The organism is Alcaligenes sp. HNGD-HTN06, from assembly GCF_049932565.1.
GTDB lineage: Bacteria > Pseudomonadota > Gammaproteobacteria > Burkholderiales > Burkholderiaceae_B > Alcaligenes > Alcaligenes ammonioxydans.
This window is the reverse complement of record NZ_CP187782.1, coordinates 369,707-392,145: the sequence shown is the minus strand read 5'-3', so window position 1 is coordinate 392,145 and position 22,439 is coordinate 369,707. Positions and strand designations below refer to the sequence as shown.

The following is a 22,439-nucleotide window of genomic DNA, read 5'->3' as shown; positions in this document are numbered from 1 at the left end:
TGGTCAGCCGCACGGCCCCGTGTCCTATACGTTACCCACCCCCATTTCCCCCACGACCAAGCCTGGTTTTCCGACTGTTTCCATCGGTTATTGTTATGTTATAACATCCCAAAAAATTGACTTTTCCGGAAGATGAGATGCACTTCAGTCCCCGCCCCTTGCCATTGACGCTGGCCCTCGCGCTTTGCGCCTCAGCACAAGCCAATGAGCTTGAACCCCCTGTCTCTCAGTTGGCCCCGATCCGAATCTCCGCCAGCCCCCTGGCCTTGCAACAGACAGAACTGGCCACAGCCAGCACGGTGCTGCAAGGCCCCCAGCTGGATTTGCGCCGTAGCAGCACTTTGGGTGAACTGCTCGATGGGGAAGTGGGCATCCACGTCGACAGCTTTGGCAGCGGTGCCAGCCGACCGGTCATTCGTGGCCAGACTGCGCCTCGCGTCAAAGTGCTCAGCGACGGCGCCGAAGTGATGGATGCCTCTGCCATCTCCCCCGACCACACGATTACGGTCGACACCTGGCAAGCTGAACGCATTGAAGTACTGCGCGGGCCCTCCGCCCTGCTGTATGGCGGCGGTGCGATCGGGGGCGTGGTCAACGTGCTGGACCGCAAGATTCCCACGGCGATCCCCGAAAAAGGGTTTGAAGGCTCAGTCCGCGCCCAAGGCTCCACAGCCGATCGAGGCCGGGTCGGCGCATTCGACATGACAGCCGGTCAGGGCAATATCGCCTTGCACGTAGAAGGGGCCTCGCACCGCAGCCGTGACTATCGCGTGCCCAACTGGACCGACAGCCGCGTCAAAGACTCCGACTCCCGTACGGACACTGGCAGTGTTGGCCTGTCCTTTATTGGCGAGCGCGGTTACATCGGGGCCGCGTACTCCTATCGGGAAGGCAGTTATGGCTTGCCCGGCCACAGCCATGAATACGAAGACTGCCACCCGCACGGTGCCACCTTGCATTGCGGTGGCCACGGCCACGATCACGGCCATGGCTACGACCAGGACCATGAGCACGCTGCGACAGCGCATCTGCGCACCGAGCGCGTTGACCTGCGCGGCGAACTGCGTGATCCTTTGCCCGGTTTCAAACGGGCTCGCCTGCGCGCCGGTTCCACCAACTACCGGCATGTGGAAAAAGACGGCGATAAGGTTGGCACCCGCTTCACCAATCGCGGCTACGACACGCGGCTGGAACTGGAGCACCAGCCCTGGGGGCCTTTTGAAGGCGTCATTGGCCTGCAAACCAGCCAGTCTGATTTTGCCTCGCGCGACGGCACGGAAAACTTCATCCCGCCCACCCGTACTCGCAGCCAGGGCTTGTTCCTGCTCGAGAGCCTGAACTGGGACAACTGGCGGCTGGAACTGGGCGCACGCCAGGAATGGCAAAGCATCACGCCGGACTCGAACACCCTGGAGCGCCGCACAGGCACTGCCACCTCCTTCTCCCTGGGCGCTGTCTGGGACTTTGCCCCCGAGTATGCCGCCACCGTGTCCCTGTCGCGTTCGCAACGCCTGCCCACGGCACAGGAACTGTTTGCCAAAGGCGTGCACTTTGCCACGCTGAGCTATGAGCGCGGCGATCCCAATCTGGATCGGGAAACCAGCCACACTCTGGATCTGGGGCTGCAAAAGCATCTGGGCGATCTGCGTTTTGATCTGCGCACCTTCTACACGCGCAGCGCCAACTACATTTACGGCCACAGTCTGGACCGCCACGAAGACTTTCAACTGATCCAGTACAGTCAGGGCAAAGCGCAGTTCTGGGGCCTGGAAGCGCAGGCCTCCTACCCGGTCACCTCCTGGGCTTCGTTCAGCGTCCATGGCGATCTGGTGCGTGGCAAACTGCAAGACCCTGGCCGCAACCTGCCACGCATACCGGCCGCCCGTCTGGGTATTCGCACCGATCTGAACTGGCAGAACTGGTCGGGTTTTGTCGGCTACACCCACACCTTTGCCCAAAACCGACTGGCTGACCATGAGCTACGGTCACCCTCTTACGGTTTGCTCAGCATGGGTTTAAGCTACCGCCTGCATAGCGCTCAGAACACCTACACCTTTTACCTAAGGGGAAATAACCTGCTGAACAAGTTGGCCTACCGCCATACCTCTTTCATTGCCCGTCAGGCGCCGCTGATGGGACGCAACATCCTGGCTGGAATACAGGTGGAGTTTTGAGCAAGACCGCCATCCACACGGGGAGCCGGCTCTACCAGATCGTGGCCGACATGCAGGGCGAGCGTCCCTGGGGCGACTTTCTGGATGCCGGCACCGGCAAGGGTTCGCTGCGTTGGCTGCTGACCCTGGACACGGCACGCTGGACGGCCATTACCGCCTCGCCCAGCATGGCCGAGCAGGTGACACGCGAACTGGGGGATCAGAAGCGCCCCCAGGACCGGCTGCTGGTCGGTAACTGGAGCGACCCGTCGTTCCTGCAAGGTGAACGCTTTGACACGGTGCTGGCGGACTATTTACTGGGCGCCATTGAGGGCTTTGCCCCTTACACCCAGGATCAACTGTTCAGCCGCCTGCGACCCCTGACCGGCCAGCGTCTCTACCTCATTGGGCTGGAACCTTACGTGCCCTACAGCAGTACCGATCCGGCCGGCAAGCTGATCGTGGAGATCGGCCGCTTGCGCGATGCCTGCCTGCTACTGGCCGGTGAGCGCCCGTATCGCGAGTATCCGATGGACTGGGTGCTGCGCCATTTGCGACAGGCGGGATACCGCTGTGTGGATGCGCAGCGCTTTGCCATCCGTTATGGAGACAGCTTTATCCACAGCCAATTGGATATGTGTGACGGACGTTTGCGTCGCCTGCAGGATCGCACACTGGCGGTCGCCTTGTCCGAGCATGTTCAAGCCTTGCGTCGGCGCGCCCTGGCCCTGAATCACACCCTGGGTGGCCTGCGTCATGGTCATGACTATGTGATTTGCGCCGAACTAGCTTAAGAAAGAAAGCAGCACAGGAAAGACACAAAGGGGCTACGGCCCCTTTATGTCTTAAAAACGCTGCACGGACAGGTCGCTTTATCGAGACCCTGGTTAACCGAACCGATGTCCGGGCTATGCCCCTGCCCGTTCAGATCACGGCCCTGCTTCTTGCCCGGACAATCGGTGCTCCTTGAAAGCCAGGGATACCATCCGCGCTCCAAACACAAGGAGCAACGTTATTTTGTCCTAGATCAAATGATTGATATCAAACCTTAGGCCACTTCCAGCTATTCATGTCGAGCGCCACAGAGGCGCAAGCAACAGACGCAAAAAAAGCAGCCACAGGCTGCTTTTTACAGTCACGCTCAGACGAGGAAAACACCCCGACAGGCAGGAAGCAAGCCCGTAAAGAGCCGCATCAACAAGGAATTCTGGCGCGTCCGACAGGAATCGAACCTGTATCGAGGGCTTCGGAAACCCTAATTCTATCCATTGAACTACGGACGCCAAGCTCGCTATTGTAGCGCGACTTTGAACTTTTTTTCAGTATCTATACGGCAATTATATGTATGCCAGATCAAGAGTCGGATACAAGAGCGATACAGTCCGCTATAATCCATGGTTGCGCGATCTGGGTCGGTGGCTTGCTAGACACGTCCTTGCGCACACCCCTTAGGTAGGCGCAAGCCTTTATTGGTGGCCTGTATAAGGCCCTCCCGTCATTTCTTGTACGAACTCGCAGGATCCGATAATGAGCAACACGGAACAAAAACCCGAAGAACACAACGAGGGTCACTCAGCCATGATCAAAACCCCTAAACAATTGCTTGTGACCGTGGCTCTGGCTTTCTTGGTGCCCATCGCGATTATTGTCATGCTGGTCAGTCTGGTCACCTCCACCATGAGCACAGGCGCAGGTTCGGCCGCCCTGTCTCCAGAGGCCATTGCCGCACGTATCCAGCCTGTGGCCGGTTTCAAGCTGGTGGACGCCAACGCAGTCAAAGAACTGAAAACCGGTCAGCAAGTATACGAAACCACCTGTACTGCCTGTCACGGTGCCGGTGTAGCCGGCGCGCCCAAGTTTGGCGACAAAGGTGCTTGGGGCGAGTTGCTCAAGCTGGGTCAGGACGAACTGGTCAAAAATGCCATTCATGGTATTCGCGGCATGCCCGCCAAAGGCGGCAACCCCTCGCTGGATGACGTAGAAGTGGCTCGTGCCGTTGTCTACATGGCCAACGCTGCCGGCGCCGACTTTAAAGAACCCGAAGCCCCTGCTCCAGAAGGCGAGAAGGCCGATGCCAAGCCTGAAGCTGCAGCGGCCGAGGACAGCAAGCCTGCCCAGGCTCCTGCTGCTGCCGCTGCCCCTGAGGCCAGCCAAGTCGCTGCCGCTGACGATAGCAAGGTCGACCCTGCTGGCATCAAGCTGTACGACACCATTTGTTTCGCCTGTCACGCGGCCGGTGTAGCCGGTGCGCCCAAGTTTGGTGATCAGGCCGCCTGGAAACCTTATATCGAAACCGGTATGGACACGATGCTTCAAAAGGCTATTCACGGTGTGGGCGCCATGCCCCCACGCGGTGGTTCGCAAGCCTCTGACGAAGAACTTCGTGCAGCCATCCAGCACATGGTCAACGCGGCCAAATAAGACTGCGCCAAGGCCCTGTCATCGCACAGTGCCTCTGCATAAAAAGCCCGATGAATATTCATCGGGCTTTTTCTTTGCGCTGGCTATCGTACTGCTGACCGGCGCTGAGGCAGTCGACACAAAAGTGGCATGTATAAAAAAGCCTGAATCCGGCGATCATGCGGATTCAGGCTTTAGCAAGCGCAAGCTATGGGTCAGACCAGTTCAAACCTGCCAACGAGCAGGCAGCGCAGTCTGACCATCGCGCCAGCTCCGCTTTACTGCGCCTTGCACAAAGGCAATGCCGTCAAGGACAAGCCCAATTGCACACGCCTTTGCAGCCAGGGGCTGGCGCGGTAGCGCATATCACCGGTCACGGCCTGAAGGGTATTGAGCACATCGAGCAGATCGCGCGAACCGACGGCGTCCCCCATGGACAATGGGCCATTGTGCGGATAACCCAAACCCAGGCGTACTGCGGCATCGATATCCGACGGGGTGGCAATCTGCTGCTGAGCAATATCACTGGCAATATTCACAATGGTGGCCACCAGACGCTGCGCCACAAAGCCAGCCGAGTCCTCAATCACACTAACGGCAGTCCCATCGCTGGCCAGCATGGCCCAAGCCTGATCACGCCACTCTGGCGTTGTCGCCGCCGAGCACATCAACACACGTCGACGGCCTTTTTCCAGACCGAACAAGGTATCCAGCGCCACGCTGCGGGCCGGGTCCAGGCCATGCAGGGACACTAGGCTGGCCACATCCTCACCGTAAGGTGTCAGCAAGATCAAGGCATCGGCAGGAGGCTGATCGCCATCGACTACCGTCATGCCCAACTCATTGAGCAATTGCAGCGCACGAGCCTGGCCTTGTTCGTGGTAGGGTGAGACCCACACGGGCGCGAAAGAGGTCACGGCAGGCACGGCAGGCTCTTGCGGAACCTGCTTCTTGCCATCCTCATACTTGTAAAAACCTTCGCCATTTTTGCGGCCGAACAGCTTGCCGGCGTGACGCACCGCTGTAATGGGCGAAGGACGAAAGCGCGGCTCGTCGTAGAACTGGCGATAGATGGACTCCATCACCGGGTGCGACACATCCAGCGCGGTCAGATCCAGCAGTTCAAAAGGCCCCATGCGGAAACCAGCCTGCTCGCGCATGATGGCGTCAATCTGGTAGAAAGGCGCGACGCACTCCTGGGCAATCTTCAAACCCTCGATGTTCATGCCGCGACCAGCGTGGTTGACGATAAAGCCGGGCATATCCTTGGCGCGTACAGGCGTATGGCCCATCTCGCGCGACACCTGCATCAGAGCATCGCCCACGTCAGGAGAGGTGCGCAAACCATCAATGACTTCAACCACTTTCATCAAGGGAACAGGGTTAAAGAAATGGTAGCCCGCCACACGCTCAGGGTGGCGGCAGGCTTGCGCAATCGCGGTAATGGACAGCGAGGAGGTATTGGAGGCCAGCACGCAATCGGCCGAGACAATCTCTTCCAATTGCTGCAACAAGCCCTGCTTGACATCGAGACGCTCCACGATGGCCTCAACGACCAGATCGGCAGAGGCCAGGCCTTGCAAATCGCTGGCCGTTTGCAAACATGCTGTGGCCGACTGCACCTGCTCAGCCGTCATGCGGCCTTTCTCCTGCAAACGGCTCCAGACGGCATGCACATCGGCCAAAGCGGCCTTGAGCGAGTCCGCATTCAGGTCATAGAGCAGGACCTGCTTGCCAGCCTGGGCGGCAATCTGAGCAATGCCCCGTCCCATGGCACCTGCGCCAACAATAGCGATGGTTTGTATCTGTTTCATGATTCACAACCTGATCGAAAAGCAATAAAAATTAAGCCTGCTCAGCCGAGCCGGTCACCAGGGCCTCGACCTTGTCGGGCGTAAGCTCCAACACACGCGCCAGGACCTCGCGGGTATGTTCGCCCAGGCGTGGCGGCGCACTGCGGTACTGCACCGGCGTGGCTGACAAACGCAAGGGGCTGGCCACCGAAGGTACACTGCCCCCCTGCCCGGTCGGCAAGTCCAGGCGCAAACCACGCGCCAACACCTGTGGGTCCTGATACACCTGCTCCATCGTATTGATGGGCCCGGCGGGAATACCCACGGCTTCCAGCGCCTGCAACCAGCTATCGCGCGTCCGGCTCAGCATGACCTGCGCCAACATGGGCACCAGTTCATCCCTGTGCATGACCCGCCCGGCATTGCGCGAAAAACGGGGATCATCGGCCCATTCGGGATGCCCCAGCTCCTGCGCAAAGCTGCGAAACTGGGCGTCATTGCCCACCGCCACAATCAAGTGCCCGTCACTGGCCTCAAAGACCTGATAGGGCACCAGATTCTGATGGGCATTGCCGGGCCGCTGCGGGGCCTGTCCGGTACATAAGTAATTCATATTCTGGTTGGCCATCATGGCCACCTGACAATCCAGCAAGGCAATATCCAGGTGCTGCCCCAGGCCGCTGCGATGACGCTCCACCACAGCCGCCAGAACGGCTACCGTGGCGTACATGCCCGTCATGACATCGGCCACCGCCACCCCCGCTTTTTGCGGCTCCCCCCTTGGCTCTCCGGTCAGGGACATCAAACCACCCAGCCCCTGGATCATGAAGTCATATCCCGGGCGGCTTGCATAGGGGCCGGTCTGCCCAAAGCCGGTAATCGAACAATAAATCAGGGCCGGGTTGATGGCTTGCAGGCTTTCGTAGTCCAGACCGTACTTCTTCAGGCCACCCACCTTGAAGTTTTCCACCAAAATATCGCAGCGTCTGACCAACTGGCGCACCAGATCCGCACCTTGTGCAGTGCCAATATCCAGCACAATAGACTCTTTATTGCGATTGGCCGCTCCAAAATAGGCCGCGTCCTCTGTGTCCGTCCTGTGACCATCCTTTAGATAGGGAGGCCCCCAGCCCCGGGTGTCATCCCCGGTACCGGGGCGTTCAACCTTGATGACCTCTGCACCTAAATCGGCCAGATTTTGGGTACACCAGGGACCTGCCAGCACGCGCGTCAAGTCCAGAACACGCAATCCGGCCAAAGGCGCTTTTCGTTCAGTCGTGGTCATAGCAGACAAAAATCCTTCAAGTTGCTTATTGTGCACCAGGTCTTCTTAGTCCGGTCTACGGACAGAAAAAGTGCTCAAACAATGGTCATTTTCGAGCCGGAGGACATTTGTGCAGCGCACCACGTCCGGCTACGATAAAGCATCCTAGAATAGGTGACGATAGATTATCAGCGGCAGATCTTCCTTGCAGGACCCCACCCCATCAAGAGGCGGGGCACATCATTCGATAATAGGAGACCGACCTTATGCCTTCGGCATTAACGCAGCAGCTTTATCAATCTATGACCCTGCCTGTGATGGCAGCGCCCATGTTCATCGTCTCGAACCCCGCCCTGGTGATTGCTCAATGCGCCAGCGGCATCATTGGTTCCGTGCCGGCCCTCAATGCCCGTCCCCAGGAAAAGCTCAAGGACTGGCTGAACGAAATCGAGGACACCCTGGCCGAGCTGCGCGAGCGCCATCCCGAGCGCCGCATTGCCCCCTACGCCATCAATCACATCATTCATCAATCCAATGACCGGCTGGAGCAGGATCTGAGGGTATGCGCCGACCACAAAGTGCCCTTGGTCATCACCAGCTTGCGCGCCCCGCAGGAGATCGTGCCGCACGTACATGCCTGGGGAGGGAAAGTTTTTCATGACGTGACCACCTTGCGTCACGCCGAGAAGGCGTTGGAGGCCGGGGTGGACGGTCTGATTGTGGTGGCGGCGGGCGCGGGCGGCCATGCCGGCACCCTGAGCCCTTTTGTACTGGTCAACGAGATCCGGCAGATTTTTGACGGTCCGATTGCGCTGTCCGGCGCCATGAGCCGGGGCAGCGATATTCTGGCCGCCCAGGCCATGGGTGCCGACCTGGCCTACATTGGCACGCGCTTTATTGCCAGCACCGAAGCCAATGCCTCGGACGACTACAAGAACATGATCGTCAAAGGCCGCGCCGCCGATATCGTCTACACCCCGCTGTTTACCGGCATCCCGGGCAACTACCTGAAGGACAGCATCCGGGCGGCTGGGCTGGACCCGGACAAGCTCGATGCCGAGAAAGTGGCCGATACCGCCTTTGGCTCGGGCATGAGCAAGGCCTGGCGCGATATCTGGGGAGCCGGCCAAGGCATCGGCGGCATTGATTCGGTCGAGTCTACTGCCCAGATTGTGGCCCGTTTGCATCGCGAATATCAGCAGGCCAAGGCTGCGCTGCTGGCCTCCCCCTTCGCCTGAACAGGAGCACGCCATGATACGCACTCATGACGCCGGTCCTTGGCTGGAAGTCATTCTGGACCGACCGGAGCGACGCAATGCCCTGACCGGCCCCATGTACGAAGAGCTGGCCGAGATCATCGACCAGGCCGATCAGAACCGACAATATCGCGCCCTGATTCTGACCGGCGCGGGCGAACATTTCTGCGCGGGCAACGACATTTCCGATCTGGCCACGGTACGCAACACCACCGAGCCGCCGCCGATCACCTTCTTGCGCAGTCTGGTCAAGGCCGATATTCCTCTGATTGTGGCCGTGGAAGGTCATGCCGTGGGCATTGGGGTCACCTTGCTGCTGCACGCGGACTTTGTCTATGCGGCCCGCGACGCTCGCTTGCGCATGCCGTTTACCGCCCTGGGACTATGCCCGGAAGGGGCATCCAGCCACCTGCTGGCCCAATACGTAGGACAGCGCCGTGCCAATGAATGGCTGCTGCTATCGCAAGGCTTCAGTGCCGAGCAGGCCCTGCAAGACGGCCTGCTCACCGAGCTGACCGACCACGGCAACAGCCTGGAAGCTGCCCGTGCCTGCGCCCATGCACTGGCCGAGCAGCCGCCCATTGCCTTGCGCACCAGCAAACGCTTGTTGCGCGAGCCCCAGCGCGAGATTTTGCTGGACGTGCTGGAGCGGGAACGCAAACTGTTTTCCCAACTGCTGGAAGGCGAGGAGGCCTTGCACATCCTGGGGCAAATGCGCCAGAACCGCAGCGAAAAGTAGCCGCACCGGTAGCCTGATTTCTGCGCAAACCCGCATGTGCAGCGATCTTGCCACACTGACCCCGATTCAAAAGGGGTGATAAGGGGCCTGCAAGCGCAGGTCCCTAATTTTTTTTACCGTATTCGCAAAAAATTCTTGCGCATAAAAAAAAAATCGCTGTATTTTATTTTTTGCGCTGCAACAAATGCACCGCTTTAACACGTTCTTTGCGGATACGCCCATGACACACTCCTGTCCCCCCCAAGCCCAAGGCTTGTACCTTCCCGCTAATGAACACGACGCCTGCGGCGTCGGATTTATCGCACACATCAAAGGCCAGGCGAGCCACGCCATCATCACCCAAGGCCTCAAAATCCTGGAAAACCTTGATCACCGCGGCGCAGTCGGCGCAGACCCTCTGATGGGCGACGGTGCAGGCATTCTGATCCAGATCCCCGACCAGTTGTACCGCGAAGAAATGGCCGCCCAGGGCGTGACCCTGCCGCCCCCCGGCGAATATGGCGTTGCCATGGTGTTTCTACCCAAGGAAACCGCGTCCCGCCTGGCCTGTGAGCAGGAGTTGGAGCGGGCCGTACGTGCTGAAGGCCAACACATGCTGGGCTGGCGCGATGTCCCGGTGGACAGCACCATGCCCATGTCGCCGACCGTCAAGGCTAACGAGCCGGTGATTCGCCAGTTGTTTATCGGCCGCGGTCCGGATGTGATGGTGCCGGACGCACTGGAGCGCAAGCTGTATGTGATCCGCAAGACCGCCAGCCATGCCATCTACCGCATGGCCCTGGCCCACGGCCAGGAGTATTTTGTGGCCTCCGCCTCGGTGCGTACCATCGTCTACAAAGGCTTGCTGCTCGCCGACCAGGTGGGCCGCTATTATCGCGATCTGGCCGACCCTCGTGCCTGCTCCGCCCTGGCCCTGGTACACCAGCGCTTTTCCACCAATACCTTCCCGGCCTGGCCTCTGGCTCACCCGTACCGCCTGATCGCCCACAATGGCGAGATCAACACGGTTCAAGGCAACTTCAACTGGCTGCGTGCCCGTGAAGGTGCCATGGAATCGGCCGTGCTGGGCTCGGATCTGCAAAAACTCTACCCCATCGTCTACGAAGGCCAGTCGGATACCGCCACCTTCGACAACTGTCTGGAGCTGCTGGTCATGGCTGGCTACTCCCTGCCGCACGCCATGATGATCATGATGCCCGAGGCCTGGGAGCAGCATGCCGAGATGGACGAGAGCCGTCGTGCCTTTTACGAGTACTACGCCGCCCAGATGGAACCGTGGGATGGCCCTGCGGCCATTGCCTTTACCGACGGTCTGCAAATCGGCGCGCTGCTCGATCGCAATGGCCTGCGTCCAGCCCGCTACGTCATCACGGATGACGACATGATTGTGCTGGCCTCCGAAGCCGGTACGCTGCCTATTCCCGAGCATCGCATTGTCAAGAAATGGCGCCTGCAGCCGGGCAAAATGCTGCTGATCGATCTGGAGCAGGGCCGCATTATTGACGATGCCGAAATCAAGTCCCAGTTAGCCAATACGCACCCCTACAAGCAGTGGATTGAACGACTGCGACTGCGCCTGGATTCCCTGCCCAACGTGCCAGGCGTGCGTCCCCAACTGGCGACCCGCGACCTGCTGGATCAGCAACAGGCCTTTGGCTGGACCCAGGAGGACATCAAAGTCGTGTTGTTGCCCATGGCCAGCAAGGGCGAAGAAGCAACCGGCTCCATGGGCAACGATGCGCCCCTGGCCGTGTTATCGGACAAGGCCAAGCCCTTCTACAACTACTTCCGGCAACTATTTGCCCAAGTCACCAACCCACCGATCGACCCGATTCGTGAGCAAATGGTGATGTCGCTGGTCTCTTTCATTGGCCCCAAACCCAATTTGCTGGACATCAACAACGTCAACCCGCCGCTGCGTCTGGAAGTATCCCAGCCCGTGCTCAGTCCGGCTGACATGAACCAGATCCGGCGCATTGAAGCGGCCAGCAATGGCAAGTTCCGTAGTCAGGAGCTGGATATCATCTACCCCAGCGCCTGGGGACCAGAGGGCATTGAAGCCAGTGTGGCTGCGCTGTGCGCCCGGGCAGCCGATGCCGTGCGCGACGGCTACAACATCCTGATTCTGACGGATCGCCGCTGCGACGCCGAACATGTGGCCATCCCTGCCCTGCTGGCGACCTCGGCCATCCATCAACACCTGATCCGTATCGGTCTGCGTACCCGCACCGGTCTGGTCGTGGAAACCGGCTCGGCCCGCGAAGTACATCACTTTGCGCTGCTGGGTGCCTATGGCGCCGAAGCCATGCACCCCTGGCTGGCTTTTGAAAGCCTGCAACATCTGGCCCAGGACCCAGTCAACCAGATTGATGCTTCTCAAGCCGAGGGCTACTACATCAAGGCGATCAACAAGGGACTGTACAAGGTCATGTCCAAAATGGGCATCTCCACCTACATGTCCTACACCGGAGCCCAGATTTTCGAGACTATCGGTCTGTCGCGGTCACTGGTAGACAAATACTTTGTGGGCACCTCCTGTCCGGTAGAAGGGATTGATATTTTCACGGTCGCCGAAGAAGCGCTGCGCCAGCATCGCGCCGCCTACAGCAAAGACCCCGTGCTGGAAAACCAGCTGGAAGCCGGTGGCGAGTATGCCGTGCGTGTGCGGGGCGAAGCCCATATGTGGACGGCCGACACCATCGCCAAGCTGCAACACGCCACCCGCAGCCAGAACTACAGCACCTACAAGGAATACGCCCAGCTCATCAACGAGCAAAGCCGCCGTCACATGACACTGCGCGGCTTGTTCGAGCTGCGTCTGGACCCGGCCAAGGCCATTCCCCTGGACGAAGTCGAGCCCGCCAGTGAAATCGTCAAACGTTTTGCAACCGGGGCCATGTCGCTGGGCTCGATCTCCACCGAGGCCCACGCCGTGCTGGCCGTGGCCATGAACCGGATCGGCGGCAAATCCAATACCGGTGAAGGTGGCGAGGATGAACTGCGCTATCAACACGAAATGCAGCATGGCAAAAGTGGCATCCGCCAAGGTGACACGCTGGCCAGCGTATTGGGCCAGGACCGGGTCTATGCCGATATCGAACTGCAGGAAAACGATTCGCTACGCTCACGCATCAAGCAGGTTGCGTCTGGCCGTTTTGGCGTATCAGCCCAGTATCTGTGCAGCGCCGATCAGATCCAGATCAAAATGGCCCAAGGGGCCAAGCCCGGTGAAGGCGGGCAGTTGCCTGGCCATAAAGTGTCCGAGTACATCGCCAAGCTACGTTACTCGGTACCCGGTGTCGGCCTGATTTCGCCTCCACCTCATCACGATATTTACTCCATTGAAGATTTGGCCCAGCTGATTCACGACCTGAAAAACGTGAACCCGCAGGCAGACATCTCCGTGAAGCTGGTATCCAAGGTCGGCGTGGGCACGGTGGCGGCCGGGGTTGCCAAAGCCAAGGCCGATCACATTGTGATTGCCGGTCACGACGGCGGCACCGGTGCCTCGCCGCTGTCCTCCATCAAACATGCCGGCACCCCTTGGGAACTGGGCTTGGCTGAAACCCAGCAGACTCTGCTGCTGAACCGCTTGCGCAGCCGCATCCGCGTGCAAGCCGACGGCCAGATGAAGACCGGCCGCGATGTGGTAATCGGCGCGCTGCTGGGGGCTGACGAGTTTGGCTTTGCCACGGCTCCGCTGGTGGTGGAAGGCTGCATCATGATGCGCAAATGCCACCTGAATACCTGTCCGGTAGGCGTGGCCACCCAAGACCCCGTTTTGCGCCGCAAATTCAAAGGCAAGCCCGAGCACGTGGTGAACTACTTTTTCTTCGTTGCCGAAGAAGTGCGTGAACTGATGGCCAAGCTGGGTGTGCGCCGCTTTGACGATCTGATCGGTCGCAGCGACTGGCTGGATATGCGCAGCGGCATCGAGCACTGGAAAGCCCAGGGTCTGGACTTCTCGCGTCTGCTGCACAAAGTTGAAAACGAGGAGTCGCCCCGTCAGATCGCCACCCAGGATCATGACCTGGAACACACGCTGGATCGCCAACTGATCGAGCGCAGCGCCGTCACCCTGAACCACGGTACGCCACTGTCCTTCATTACCCCGGTACGCAACCGCAACCGCAGTGTGGGCGCCATGCTCTCGGGCGTGTTCACCAAGAAGTACGGCCATCAGGGCCTGCCTGACGACAGCCTGCACATTCAGTGCAAAGGCACGGCGGGTCAGAGCTTTGGCGCTTTCCTGGCACAGGGCATTACCCTGGATCTGGTGGGCGAGGCCAATGACTACGTAGGCAAGGGCTTGTCCGGTGGACGCATTATCGTGCGCTCGCCCAACGACTTTCGTGGTTATGGTCCGGATCACATCATCGTGGGCAACACCGTCCTGTACGGCGCCCTGGCCGGTACGGCTTACTTTAATGGCGTCGCTGGCGAGCGCTTTGCCGTCCGCAATTCCGGTGCCAGTGCCGTCGTGGAAGGGGTAGGCGATCACGGCTGCGAATACATGACCGGCGGCACCGTGGTGGTGCTGGGCGAAGTGGGACGCAACTTTGCTGCCGGCATGTCCGGGGGCGTGGCCTATGTGTGGGACCCGCAACGTCGTCTGCAACTACGCTGCAACCCGGGCATGGTGGATCTGGAGCCAGTCCTGAGCAAGGCCGAGCAAGAAATGAACAGCAGCATGGCCCAATGGCACAGCCGCAGCGCCCAGAGCGAGCGTCAGACCGACGATGCCATCTTGCAAACGCTGGTCCAGGAACATTTCAAGGCCACGGGCAGCTTCCAGGCCCGCGAATTGCTGAAAGACTGGGACAGCGCCCGCGCACAGTTCGTCAAGGTCATTCCACGCGAATACCGTCGTGCCCTGAGCGAATTGTGGCAAAGCCCGTCAACGGGCAAGACTACCCCCAAAAGCAGTAAAACCCGCCGTTCGGCTTCGGCCTGAACCCTTCCCATCACCATCAGGAAACGACACATCATGGGAAAGACGACTGGATTTCTTGAGTTTCAACGTCTGCAAGAAGCCGTGGAAGCTCCTTTAAAGCGGGTCAAGCACTGGAAAGAGTTTGTCCAGGTATTGAATGACGAACAGGCCGGTCAGCAGGCGGCCCGCTGCATGGATTGCGGTGTGCCCTTCTGCCACAACGGCTGCCCGGTCAACAACATCATTCCCGACTGGAATGATCTGGTGTACCGCCAGCAGTGGAAAGAAGCGCTGGACGTGCTGCACTCCACCAACAACTTTCCGGAAATTACCGGCCGCATCTGCCCCGCTCCCTGCGAGGCCGCCTGTACCTTGAATATCGACCGCGTCCCGGTCGGTATCAAATCCATTGAACACGCCATTATCGACAAAGGCTGGGCAGAAGGTTGGGTGGTTCCCCAAGTGCCCACCCAAAAAACCGGCAAACGCGTCGCTGTCATCGGTTCCGGCCCAGCGGGGCTGGCCTGTGCCCAACAATTGGCGCGCGTAGGCCACGACGTGACGGTGTACGAAAAAAGCGACCGGATTGGAGGCCTGATGCGCTACGGCATTCCCGATTTCAAGCTGGAGAAACACCTGCTGGATCGTCGTATCGCACAAATGCAGGCCGAGGGCGTGCAATTTTCCCCCTCTACCTACATTGGCCAGACGCAGGACCAAGCTGCCCAGGAGCCCGGCCTGACCGTGCTATCACCCTCCGAACTGGAACAGCGATTTGATGCCATTGTCCTGGCAGGCGGCTCGGAAACCCCGCGCCTGCTGGACGCACCCGGCAGCCAACTGCAAGGTGTGCATCCTGCCATGGACTTTCTGCGCATCCAGAACCAGCAGGTGGCCGGTTCGCGCGGCGCACCTGCCATCAGTGCCCAAGGAAAGCATGTGGTGGTCATTGGTGGTGGCGATACCGGCTCGGACTGCGTCGGCACCAGCACACGACAGGGCGCAAAATCCGTCACCCAATTTGAACTGATGCCCCGCCCGCCCGAGCAGGAAAACACGGAACTGACCTGGCCCTACTGGCCCATGAAGCTGCGTACCTCCTCCTCTCACGAGGAAGGCTGCGAGCGCGACTGGGCCATCAACACCGTCGAGTTGCAAGGCAAAAACGGCCATGTCAAAGAACTGCGCGCCGTGCGCGTGGAATGGAAAACCGATCCATCGACAGGCCGCATGAGCATGAACCCTATCGCTGGCTCCGAAATGACCTTCCCAGCCGATCTGGTCTTGCTGGCCATGGGCTTTACCGCGCCCGTGCGGCAAGTGCTGGACGCCTTCGCCGTAGAAGCCGACCAGCGCGGTAATGTTGCGGCCAACACCGACAACTACCAAACCAGCCGCGCCAAAGTCTTTGCCGCCGGCGACATGCGACGCGGCCAGTCCCTGATCGTCTGGGCCATCCGCGAAGGTCGCCAGTGTGCCCGTTCCGTCGATGAGTTCCTGATGGGAAGTTCCACACTGCCCCGCTAAGTCCTCGTGGCAGCGCCAGCAAGCAAACAGCCAGCCGCGAGAAACGGTTGGCTGTTTGTCTTTGAGCGAATGGGCCCTGCCCGTTAACAACGCGAAGCGACATGCGACGCGGCCAGCCCCTGATCATCTGGGCCATCCGCGAAGGTCGCCAGTGTGCCCGTTCCGTCGATGAGTTCCTGATGGGAAGTTCCACACTGCCCCGCTAAGTCCTCTTGGCAGCGCCAGCAAGCAAACAGCCAGCCGCGAGAAACGGTTGGCTGTTTGTCTTTGAGCGAATGGGCCCTGCTCGTTAACAATGCGAAGCGACATGCAACGCGGCCAGCCCCTGATCATCTGGGCCATCCGCGAACGTCGCCAGTGTGCCCGTTCCGTCGATGAGTTCCTGATGGGAAGTTCGACACTGCACCGCTAAGTCCTCTTGGCAGCGCCAGCAAGCAAACAGCCAGCCGCGAGAAACGGTTGGCTGTTTGTCTTTGAGCGAATGGGCCCTGCCCGTTAACAACGCAAAGCGACGTTACAGGATCTTATGTGCCGTTTGCCGTTTGCCGTTTGCCGTTTGCCGTTTGCCGTTTGCCGTTTGCAATCAGCCTACAGGCTATCGATCCACAGTCACTAGCTCTAGCCGTGAAGCGGCAGATTAAAGACAACACCGCGGGAGCTTATTGGCGGTTGGCGGTTGGCGGTTGGCTGCCACCATTCTGAAGTCCTTGCTGGCGGGGGACGGGATTGGAGCAATCAGGGAGCTTGCCGCCGTCTGAGGCTGTCGTAGGGATGCAAGCGCCTTGCTGTTTGAGTTCGGCGCTTGTGGTTTGTCCGGGGGACAAACCACCGAACGAGTTCAAGGAGCGCCCTACGACAGGCTCAGACAAGGGTATCGGTGCGCAGCACCGGCAGGCTTCCGCTCCACCCCCGTCCCCCGCCAGCAAGGACTGCCGCAAGGAAGCCCCCAACGAAAACGATCCAAACCAAGCCAAACCAAGCCACCACAACCCTCTGATTCCAAACAACATTCATCAGAAATCTAGGGTTTTCCCTTAAAAACCACAAGCCACCCCACCCCCTAGGGTTTACCCTTGCTTAAAAACTAGGGAAAACCCTATAATGAGGATTCGTAACTTAGACCTTCACCTTAAAGGGAAAGCAAATGTCTACCATGACCACTTACTCGCACTACATCCACTGGAGTGATGCTGTTGAGCGTGGGGTAATGCAGCACGCCCTGGAAAATGGTGAATCCGTGTCTTTAACTGCACTGACCAAAGCAGCGGCCAAACAAGTTTCCAAAGCCGCAAACGTGGTGTTCAAGTACATGGTCGAACTGACCCGCGCCTTGAACGAAGCCCGCATCCGTGATTCCCGCATGTCGGCCAGCTACTGGTAAGCCACGCATCACCGTCGTACCGCTCAAGCAAAACACCGCTTGATGTTGAAAAGCCTGCTGATTTAGCAGGCTTTTGTTTTTTCTGCGCCTGCCAAACCCGCGTTTCCGTCAGCGCACCCTGACGCACAGCCCAAGATCTTAGATCAACGGGCGTCAGCACCTCACGGCTTGTCCCCCAAGAAAGAGACTGGCTTTTACAAAGGCAATACCACTTCTGATGATGTAAACCATGCAAAAGGCCCGCAAAAGCGGGCCTGCAGGACAACCCAGCCCCCAAGTCCAGACCGAGAACCCAAGCGTTCTCAATCAAGGCAAAGCGCTCAAGACTTGTTCAACAAGTTCTTCAACATATCCAGGCGCTGCTTGGGACTCAAGGCCGCCTGCGCCGGATCTTCCTGCGCACCGGGGTCTTCGATCTTCATCTCATCAATAAAGCGGGAGCGCTCGCGCACCAGATTCTCACGCGCACGTCTACGTTTCTTGCACCAGCTCAAGCGCAAGCTACGCTGTGCACGGGTAATGCCCACATACATCAGACGCCGTTCTTCCTGAATACGCTGGGCCAGAATATCTGCTTCTTGATCCGGGTCTATATCCTCGTCATCGCGCCCGATGTGCGGCAACAGCCCTTCTTCCACCCCCACCAAAAACACATGCGGATACTCCAGCCCCTTGGAAGCATGAAGCGTGGACAATTTGACCGCATCCGGGTCATCGTCCTCACCGCGTTCCAGCATGGTGATCAGGGCGACTCGCTGCACCAGATCATTCAAACTAAGCTCATCGTCTGCCGCTTTGGACTTCAACCAGGTAATCAGCTCCAGCACGTTTTCCCAACGGGTCTGCGCAGGGCGTTCGTCGAACATATCGTAGAGATAGCGCTCGTAATCGATGGCTCGCAGCAGTTCGTCCAGCAGCTCGCTGACAGCCGTGTCATGTCCTTCCTGCTCACTTTCTACCCGATCAGCTCGTTGCTGAATACGCCCAATAAACTGCGCAAACACGCGTAAAGGCTCCAACTGCCGCTCGGGCAAGCGATCTGTCAGCGCAAGTGGTGAGACGGCCGCAAACAAAGACAGCTTTTGTTCTGCCGCAAACTGACCCAGCACCTGCAACGTGGCTTGCCCTATCCCCCGACGCGGAGTGGTGGCCGCCCGGATGAATGCCGGGTCATCATCCTCGTTAGCCACAATGCGCAAGTACGACAGAATGTCGCGAATCTCGGCCTTGTCGAAAAAGCTTTGCCCGCCGGAGATGGTGTAAGGAATACGCAAATTACGCAGCGCCTGCTCAAAGATACGGGCCTGGTGGTTGCCGCGGTACAGCACCGCAAAATCACGCCATTCGGCCTGACGCTCGAAGCGCTCTGCCGAGATACGCATGGCCACCGAGTCGGCCTCATGCTGCTCGTCGTCTGTGACATGAACCTGAATGGGCTCACCAAAACCCAGATCGGACCACAGTTTTTTTCCGAACACGACCGGATTGTTGCCAATGACATTATTGGCTGCCTGTAAGATTCGCTGCACGGAGCGATAGTTCTGCTCCAGTTTGATGACTTTCAGCTCGGGATAATCCTTAGGCAACTGCGCCAGATTCTCCACGGTAGCGCCGCGCCAGGCATAGATCGCCTGATCGTCATCGCCGACCACTGTAAACATGTTGCGCTGCCCTGTCAGGGAGCGCACCAACTGATACTGACAAAGATTGGTGTCCTGATACTCGTCCACCAGCAGATACTGCACTCGGCGCTGCCAACGTTCGCACACTTCCTGATTGTCTTGCATCAATTGCGCAGGCAAGCGAATCAGGTCATCAAAATCCACCGACTGATAGGCAATCAAGGTGGCCGCATAGTCTCGGTAAATGCGGGCCGCTTCTATCTGGCTGGGTGAGTTCGCGGCACGCTCTGCCTGGTCAGGCCCCATCAAGGCGTTCTTCCACAAGGAGATCTCTTGTTGCACGGATCTGAGGCGCCCTTTGTCCGTGGTGGCCAACAGCTCCTGAATAATCGCCAGGGCATCATTCGCGTCCAGAATGGAAAAGCGCGGCTTCAAACCCACGTGCTGAGCCTCCTCACGCAGCATGCGCAGGCCCAGAGAGTGGAACGTGCTGACGGTCAACCCCCGCAGCAGCTTGGGGTCCACCAAGGCGCGAATCCGCTCGTTCATTTCACGTGCGGCTTTATTGGTGAAAGTCAGCGCCACCACTTGGCGGCCGGTATATCCACACTCGCGCAGCAAATAGGCGATTTTCTGCGTGATTACTCGTGTTTTGCCACTCCCTGCCCCAGCCAGCACCAGACAGGGCCCATCCATATACAACACAGCCTGACGTTGCATGGCGTTCAGGTCAGTGGGGACGGTATGGCCTGGTGTAGTGACGGAGGTAGTCATGGTGGAATCAGTGAGTACTAGGCAAGAAAACGAGGCTCAAGGCCAAACAACAAGCAGCGCTAAAGGTGACATCCCGGCCAGTCCGAGTACGGTTTGATGCAAAACGACAGGCTGGCTCAGAAAGACAGCGGCGGCAAGGTACAACGGCATGACAGCATGCGGTACCGCCGCATAGCGCACAAGGATACACCCTGCTGTACCCGAGACGCTCCTACTGTCTCTCTACGTACCTGAGCCTGTGGAACCTTAAATCTCGAGGGGGTCGACCTCAATCGTAATACGCACCTTGTGCTGTTTGGCCAGTTGCGCAACCTGTGGCCCCCAGTAGCGCACAAAGGCCTGCAAAGCCGGACGATGAGCGCTTTCCAGCAGCAACTGGGCACGCTCGACCTTGGCAACGCGCAATACGCGCAACGGCACTGGATCGTACAGGAAAACCTGATCCGCACCGGGAAATTCATTGGGGTGGTCTTCGGGCAGGCGACGCGCCTGGGTCAACAAACGCAGGGCATCCGCCAACTGTGGCGCCTCGGCTGACAACAGCACCTGATAAGCAAAAGGCGGCAAACCCACGGATTCGCGCTCGCTCAGGGCGCTTTGAGCAAAGCCTATGTAATCGTGCCTGATCAAACTCTGGTAGACAGCCTGCTCCGGGTAGCCCGTCTGGATAATGACATCCGCCCCTTCCGTGTGACGGCCAGCCCGACCCGCAACCTGCATTAACTGAGCAAACAAACGTTCTGGCGCCCGAAAATCATGTGCAAACAGCGTGGCATCGGCATTGAGTACACCGACTACGCTCAGACGCGTGAAGTCATGACCTTTGGCCACCATTTGCGTGCCCACCATAATGTCCACTTCGCCCGCATGCACCTGCTCGAACAATTGTTGCGCACTGCCCTTCAAGCGGGTGCTGTCGGCATCGATACGCACCAGTCTCGCATTGGGAAAACGCTCGCCCAGAAACTCTTCGATCCGTTGCGTGCCACGACCCATGGGTTGCAGATCCTGATCGCCACAATCGGGGCAGGCACGTGGCACTGGGGCCTGATAGCCGCAGTGATGACATTGCAAATTGTGCTTGAAGCCATTTTGCCTATGGAGCACGGTATAAACCGTACAACGGGGGCATTGGGACAGCCAGCCACAGGACGCACAATGCAGCACAGGTGCGTAGCCCCGCCGGTTAATGAAAACCAGCGACTGTTCACCACGCTCCAGACAAGCTTCCAGGGCCTCCAACAGTTGCGGCGAAAAACCGGACTCCAGACGCAAATGCCGGGTATCGACCAGCCGTACCCGCGGCAGGGAAACCTCACGCGCCCGTTTGGGCAGACTCAAGAGACGATAACGCCCTTGCCGGGCGTGATTCCAGCTTTCCAGCGAAGGGGTCGCTGAACCCAGCACCACCGGTACTTTCAGGTCATAACCACGCCATACGGCCAAGTCCCGCGCGGAGTAACGCAGGCCATCTTGCTGCTTGTAAGAAGCGTCGTGCTCCTCATCCACGATAATCAGGCCCAGCTCAGGCATGGGGGTAAAGATGGACAACCGTGTTCCCAGCAGAATACGCGCCTGACCACTATTGACGCGCAACCAAGAACGCAGCCGTTCACCTTCGGACAGGCCGCTATGCAGGACAGCCAGCACATCGCCCGGTAAGACACGCGCCAAACGGGCGCGCAGGACTTGCTCGAACTGGGGCGTCAGATTGATTTCAGGCACCATAAACAAGACCTGCCGGCCTGCAGCCAACGCGTGTTCCAACACCCGCATATAGACTTCGGTTTTACCGCTACCCGTTACCCCGTGCAGCAAGATGCAGCTACCGGGTTTGGCGGCCACAATGCCATCCACCGCAGCCTGCTGTTCGGCATTGAGCACAGGCAGGACATCGCTGTCCACCGGTTCCACCTTCTTTTCCTTGCGCTTGGCCAGGCGCAGTACTGGCCCCCCTGCAGACCGCTTGCCCAGATAGGCGGAGGGTTTGCGCAAGGGCCCCGGCAAGGATGGCATCATGACCTCACCCAGAGGACGGTGGTAATAGGTAGACGCAAAGCGCGCCATCCGCAACCAGTCCTCCGGGAAAGGAGGCAAGTCATCCAGCAGTTGATCAATCGCCTTGACCTGCTCGGGCGGATAGGAAGGTTGCTCGGGCAACGCCACCACAACGCCTATCATCTGCCGCCGCCCAAAATGCACAATCACCCGTTGTCCAACCTGCACAGGCTCATGGTGCTGATAGTCAAACACCCCCTCAAGGGGAACGTCCAGGGCTACATGCAGCCAGAAAGGCCCGGTGCTTGCCGATGCAGAAATAGCGTCTGGGGTGGCGGTCATGGATGGTGTTTCAAAAAAGGGCTGGCCGGGCTGAAAGCCTGATAAGTCAAGAGCTTAGCGACCTGTGGATAACTTTGGGGAAAATGACATGAACAAAAAATACAAAGAAGCAAGCACAGATACAATTTAATTTTCAATATCTCTGGAATAAAGATAAAACCTAGAGATATCAAACAATTAAAATCAGGTATTGAAATCGAACCTTAAATAGAAAGGCCTCAACACTGAGTCGGACTGTGTGTATAACTTTGCGCACA

13 protein-coding genes, 1 tRNA gene and 1 pseudogene are annotated in these 22,439 nt (G+C 58.8%); 10 read left to right on the top strand and 5 right to left on the bottom strand.

The features are described 5' to 3' along the window. Positions 1 to 137 precede the first annotated feature (137 nt). The gene (locus ACOZ42_RS01750) at positions 138 to 2,174 is read left to right on the top strand and encodes a TonB-dependent receptor domain-containing protein (protein WP_426345474.1); all 2,037 of its coding nucleotides are present in this window, start codon (positions 138 to 140) and stop codon (positions 2,172 to 2,174) included. Then, a complete protein-coding gene (locus tag ACOZ42_RS01745) occupies positions 2,171 to 2,947 on the top strand; it encodes a class I SAM-dependent methyltransferase (RefSeq protein ID WP_003804316.1) in 777 nt (258 codons plus the stop codon). The genes ACOZ42_RS01750 and ACOZ42_RS01745 overlap by 4 nt, the downstream gene beginning before the upstream one ends. 414 nt (positions 2,948 to 3,361) lie before the next feature. Here ACOZ42_RS01745 and ACOZ42_RS01740 read toward each other — a convergent pair. After that, a tRNA-Arg gene (locus ACOZ42_RS01740) sits at positions 3,362 to 3,436 on the bottom strand. A 244-nt stretch (positions 3,437 to 3,680) separates the two neighbouring features. On the opposite strand from ACOZ42_RS01740, the gene ACOZ42_RS01735 reads away from it, so the two are divergent. Then, positions 3,681 to 4,574 (top strand): c-type cytochrome, encoded by an 894-nt coding sequence (locus ACOZ42_RS01735; protein WP_003804317.1) that lies wholly within the window; start codon positions 3,681 to 3,683, stop codon positions 4,572 to 4,574. 257 nt (positions 4,575 to 4,831) lie between these two features. On the opposite strand, the gene ACOZ42_RS01730 is transcribed toward ACOZ42_RS01735, so the two are convergent. Together ACOZ42_RS01730 and ACOZ42_RS01725 are read right to left on the bottom strand one after the other, a co-directional pair. After that, entirely contained in the window at positions 4,832 to 6,367 is a 1,536-nt protein-coding gene (locus tag ACOZ42_RS01730) for a 3-hydroxyacyl-CoA dehydrogenase (protein ID WP_003804318.1), read from the bottom strand. A gap of 31 nt (positions 6,368 to 6,398) precedes the next feature. Next, on the bottom strand, positions 6,399 to 7,631 hold the full coding sequence (locus ACOZ42_RS01725) for a CaiB/BaiF CoA transferase family protein (protein ID WP_426345473.1): 1,233 nt from the start codon (positions 7,629 to 7,631) through the stop codon (positions 6,399 to 6,401). 245 nt (positions 7,632 to 7,876) lie between these two features. On the opposite strand from ACOZ42_RS01725, the gene ACOZ42_RS01720 reads away from it, so the two are divergent. The 7 genes and pseudogenes from ACOZ42_RS01720 (at position 7,877) to ACOZ42_RS01690 (ending at position 17,446) form a co-directional block, all read left to right on the top strand. Beyond that, the gene (locus ACOZ42_RS01720) at positions 7,877 to 8,848 is read left to right on the top strand and encodes an NAD(P)H-dependent flavin oxidoreductase (protein WP_003804322.1); all 972 of its coding nucleotides are present in this window, start codon (positions 7,877 to 7,879) and stop codon (positions 8,846 to 8,848) included. A gap of 13 nt (positions 8,849 to 8,861) precedes the next feature. Beyond that, positions 8,862 to 9,605, top strand: coding sequence for an enoyl-CoA hydratase/isomerase family protein (locus ACOZ42_RS01715; protein ID WP_003804325.1), 744 nt, complete (start codon positions 8,862 to 8,864; stop codon positions 9,603 to 9,605). 220 nt (positions 9,606 to 9,825) lie between these two features. Then, positions 9,826 to 14,559 (top strand): glutamate synthase-related protein, encoded by a 4,734-nt coding sequence (locus ACOZ42_RS01710; RefSeq protein WP_426345472.1) that lies wholly within the window; start codon positions 9,826 to 9,828, stop codon positions 14,557 to 14,559. 33 nt (positions 14,560 to 14,592) lie between these two features. Further along, positions 14,593 to 16,065 (top strand): glutamate synthase subunit beta, encoded by a 1,473-nt coding sequence (locus tag ACOZ42_RS01705; RefSeq protein WP_426345471.1) that lies wholly within the window; start codon positions 14,593 to 14,595, stop codon positions 16,063 to 16,065. A gap of 101 nt (positions 16,066 to 16,166) precedes the next feature. After that, entirely contained in the window at positions 16,167 to 16,271 is a 105-nt protein-coding gene (locus tag ACOZ42_RS01700; RefSeq protein ID WP_301606482.1) for a glutamate synthase, read from the top strand. Between the two features lie 98 nt (positions 16,272 to 16,369). Continuing rightward, positions 16,370 to 16,477: pseudogene (locus ACOZ42_RS01695) on the top strand (glutamate synthase); the annotation flags it as partial. Between the two features lie 732 nt (positions 16,478 to 17,209). Continuing rightward, the gene (locus ACOZ42_RS01690; RefSeq protein WP_022983381.1) at positions 17,210 to 17,446 is read left to right on the top strand and encodes a hypothetical protein; all 237 of its coding nucleotides are present in this window, start codon (positions 17,210 to 17,212) and stop codon (positions 17,444 to 17,446) included. Between the two features lie 320 nt (positions 17,447 to 17,766). On the opposite strand, the gene ACOZ42_RS01685 is transcribed toward ACOZ42_RS01690, so the two are convergent. Together ACOZ42_RS01685 and ACOZ42_RS01680 are read right to left on the bottom strand one after the other, a co-directional pair. Continuing rightward, a complete protein-coding gene (locus ACOZ42_RS01685) occupies positions 17,767 to 19,842 on the bottom strand; it encodes a UvrD-helicase domain-containing protein (RefSeq protein WP_219235507.1) in 2,076 nt (691 codons plus the stop codon). A gap of 246 nt (positions 19,843 to 20,088) precedes the next feature. Beyond that, the gene (locus ACOZ42_RS01680) at positions 20,089 to 22,182 is read right to left on the bottom strand and encodes a primosomal protein N' (protein ID WP_426345470.1); all 2,094 of its coding nucleotides are present in this window, start codon (positions 22,180 to 22,182) and stop codon (positions 20,089 to 20,091) included. Positions 22,183 to 22,439 lie beyond the last annotated feature (257 nt).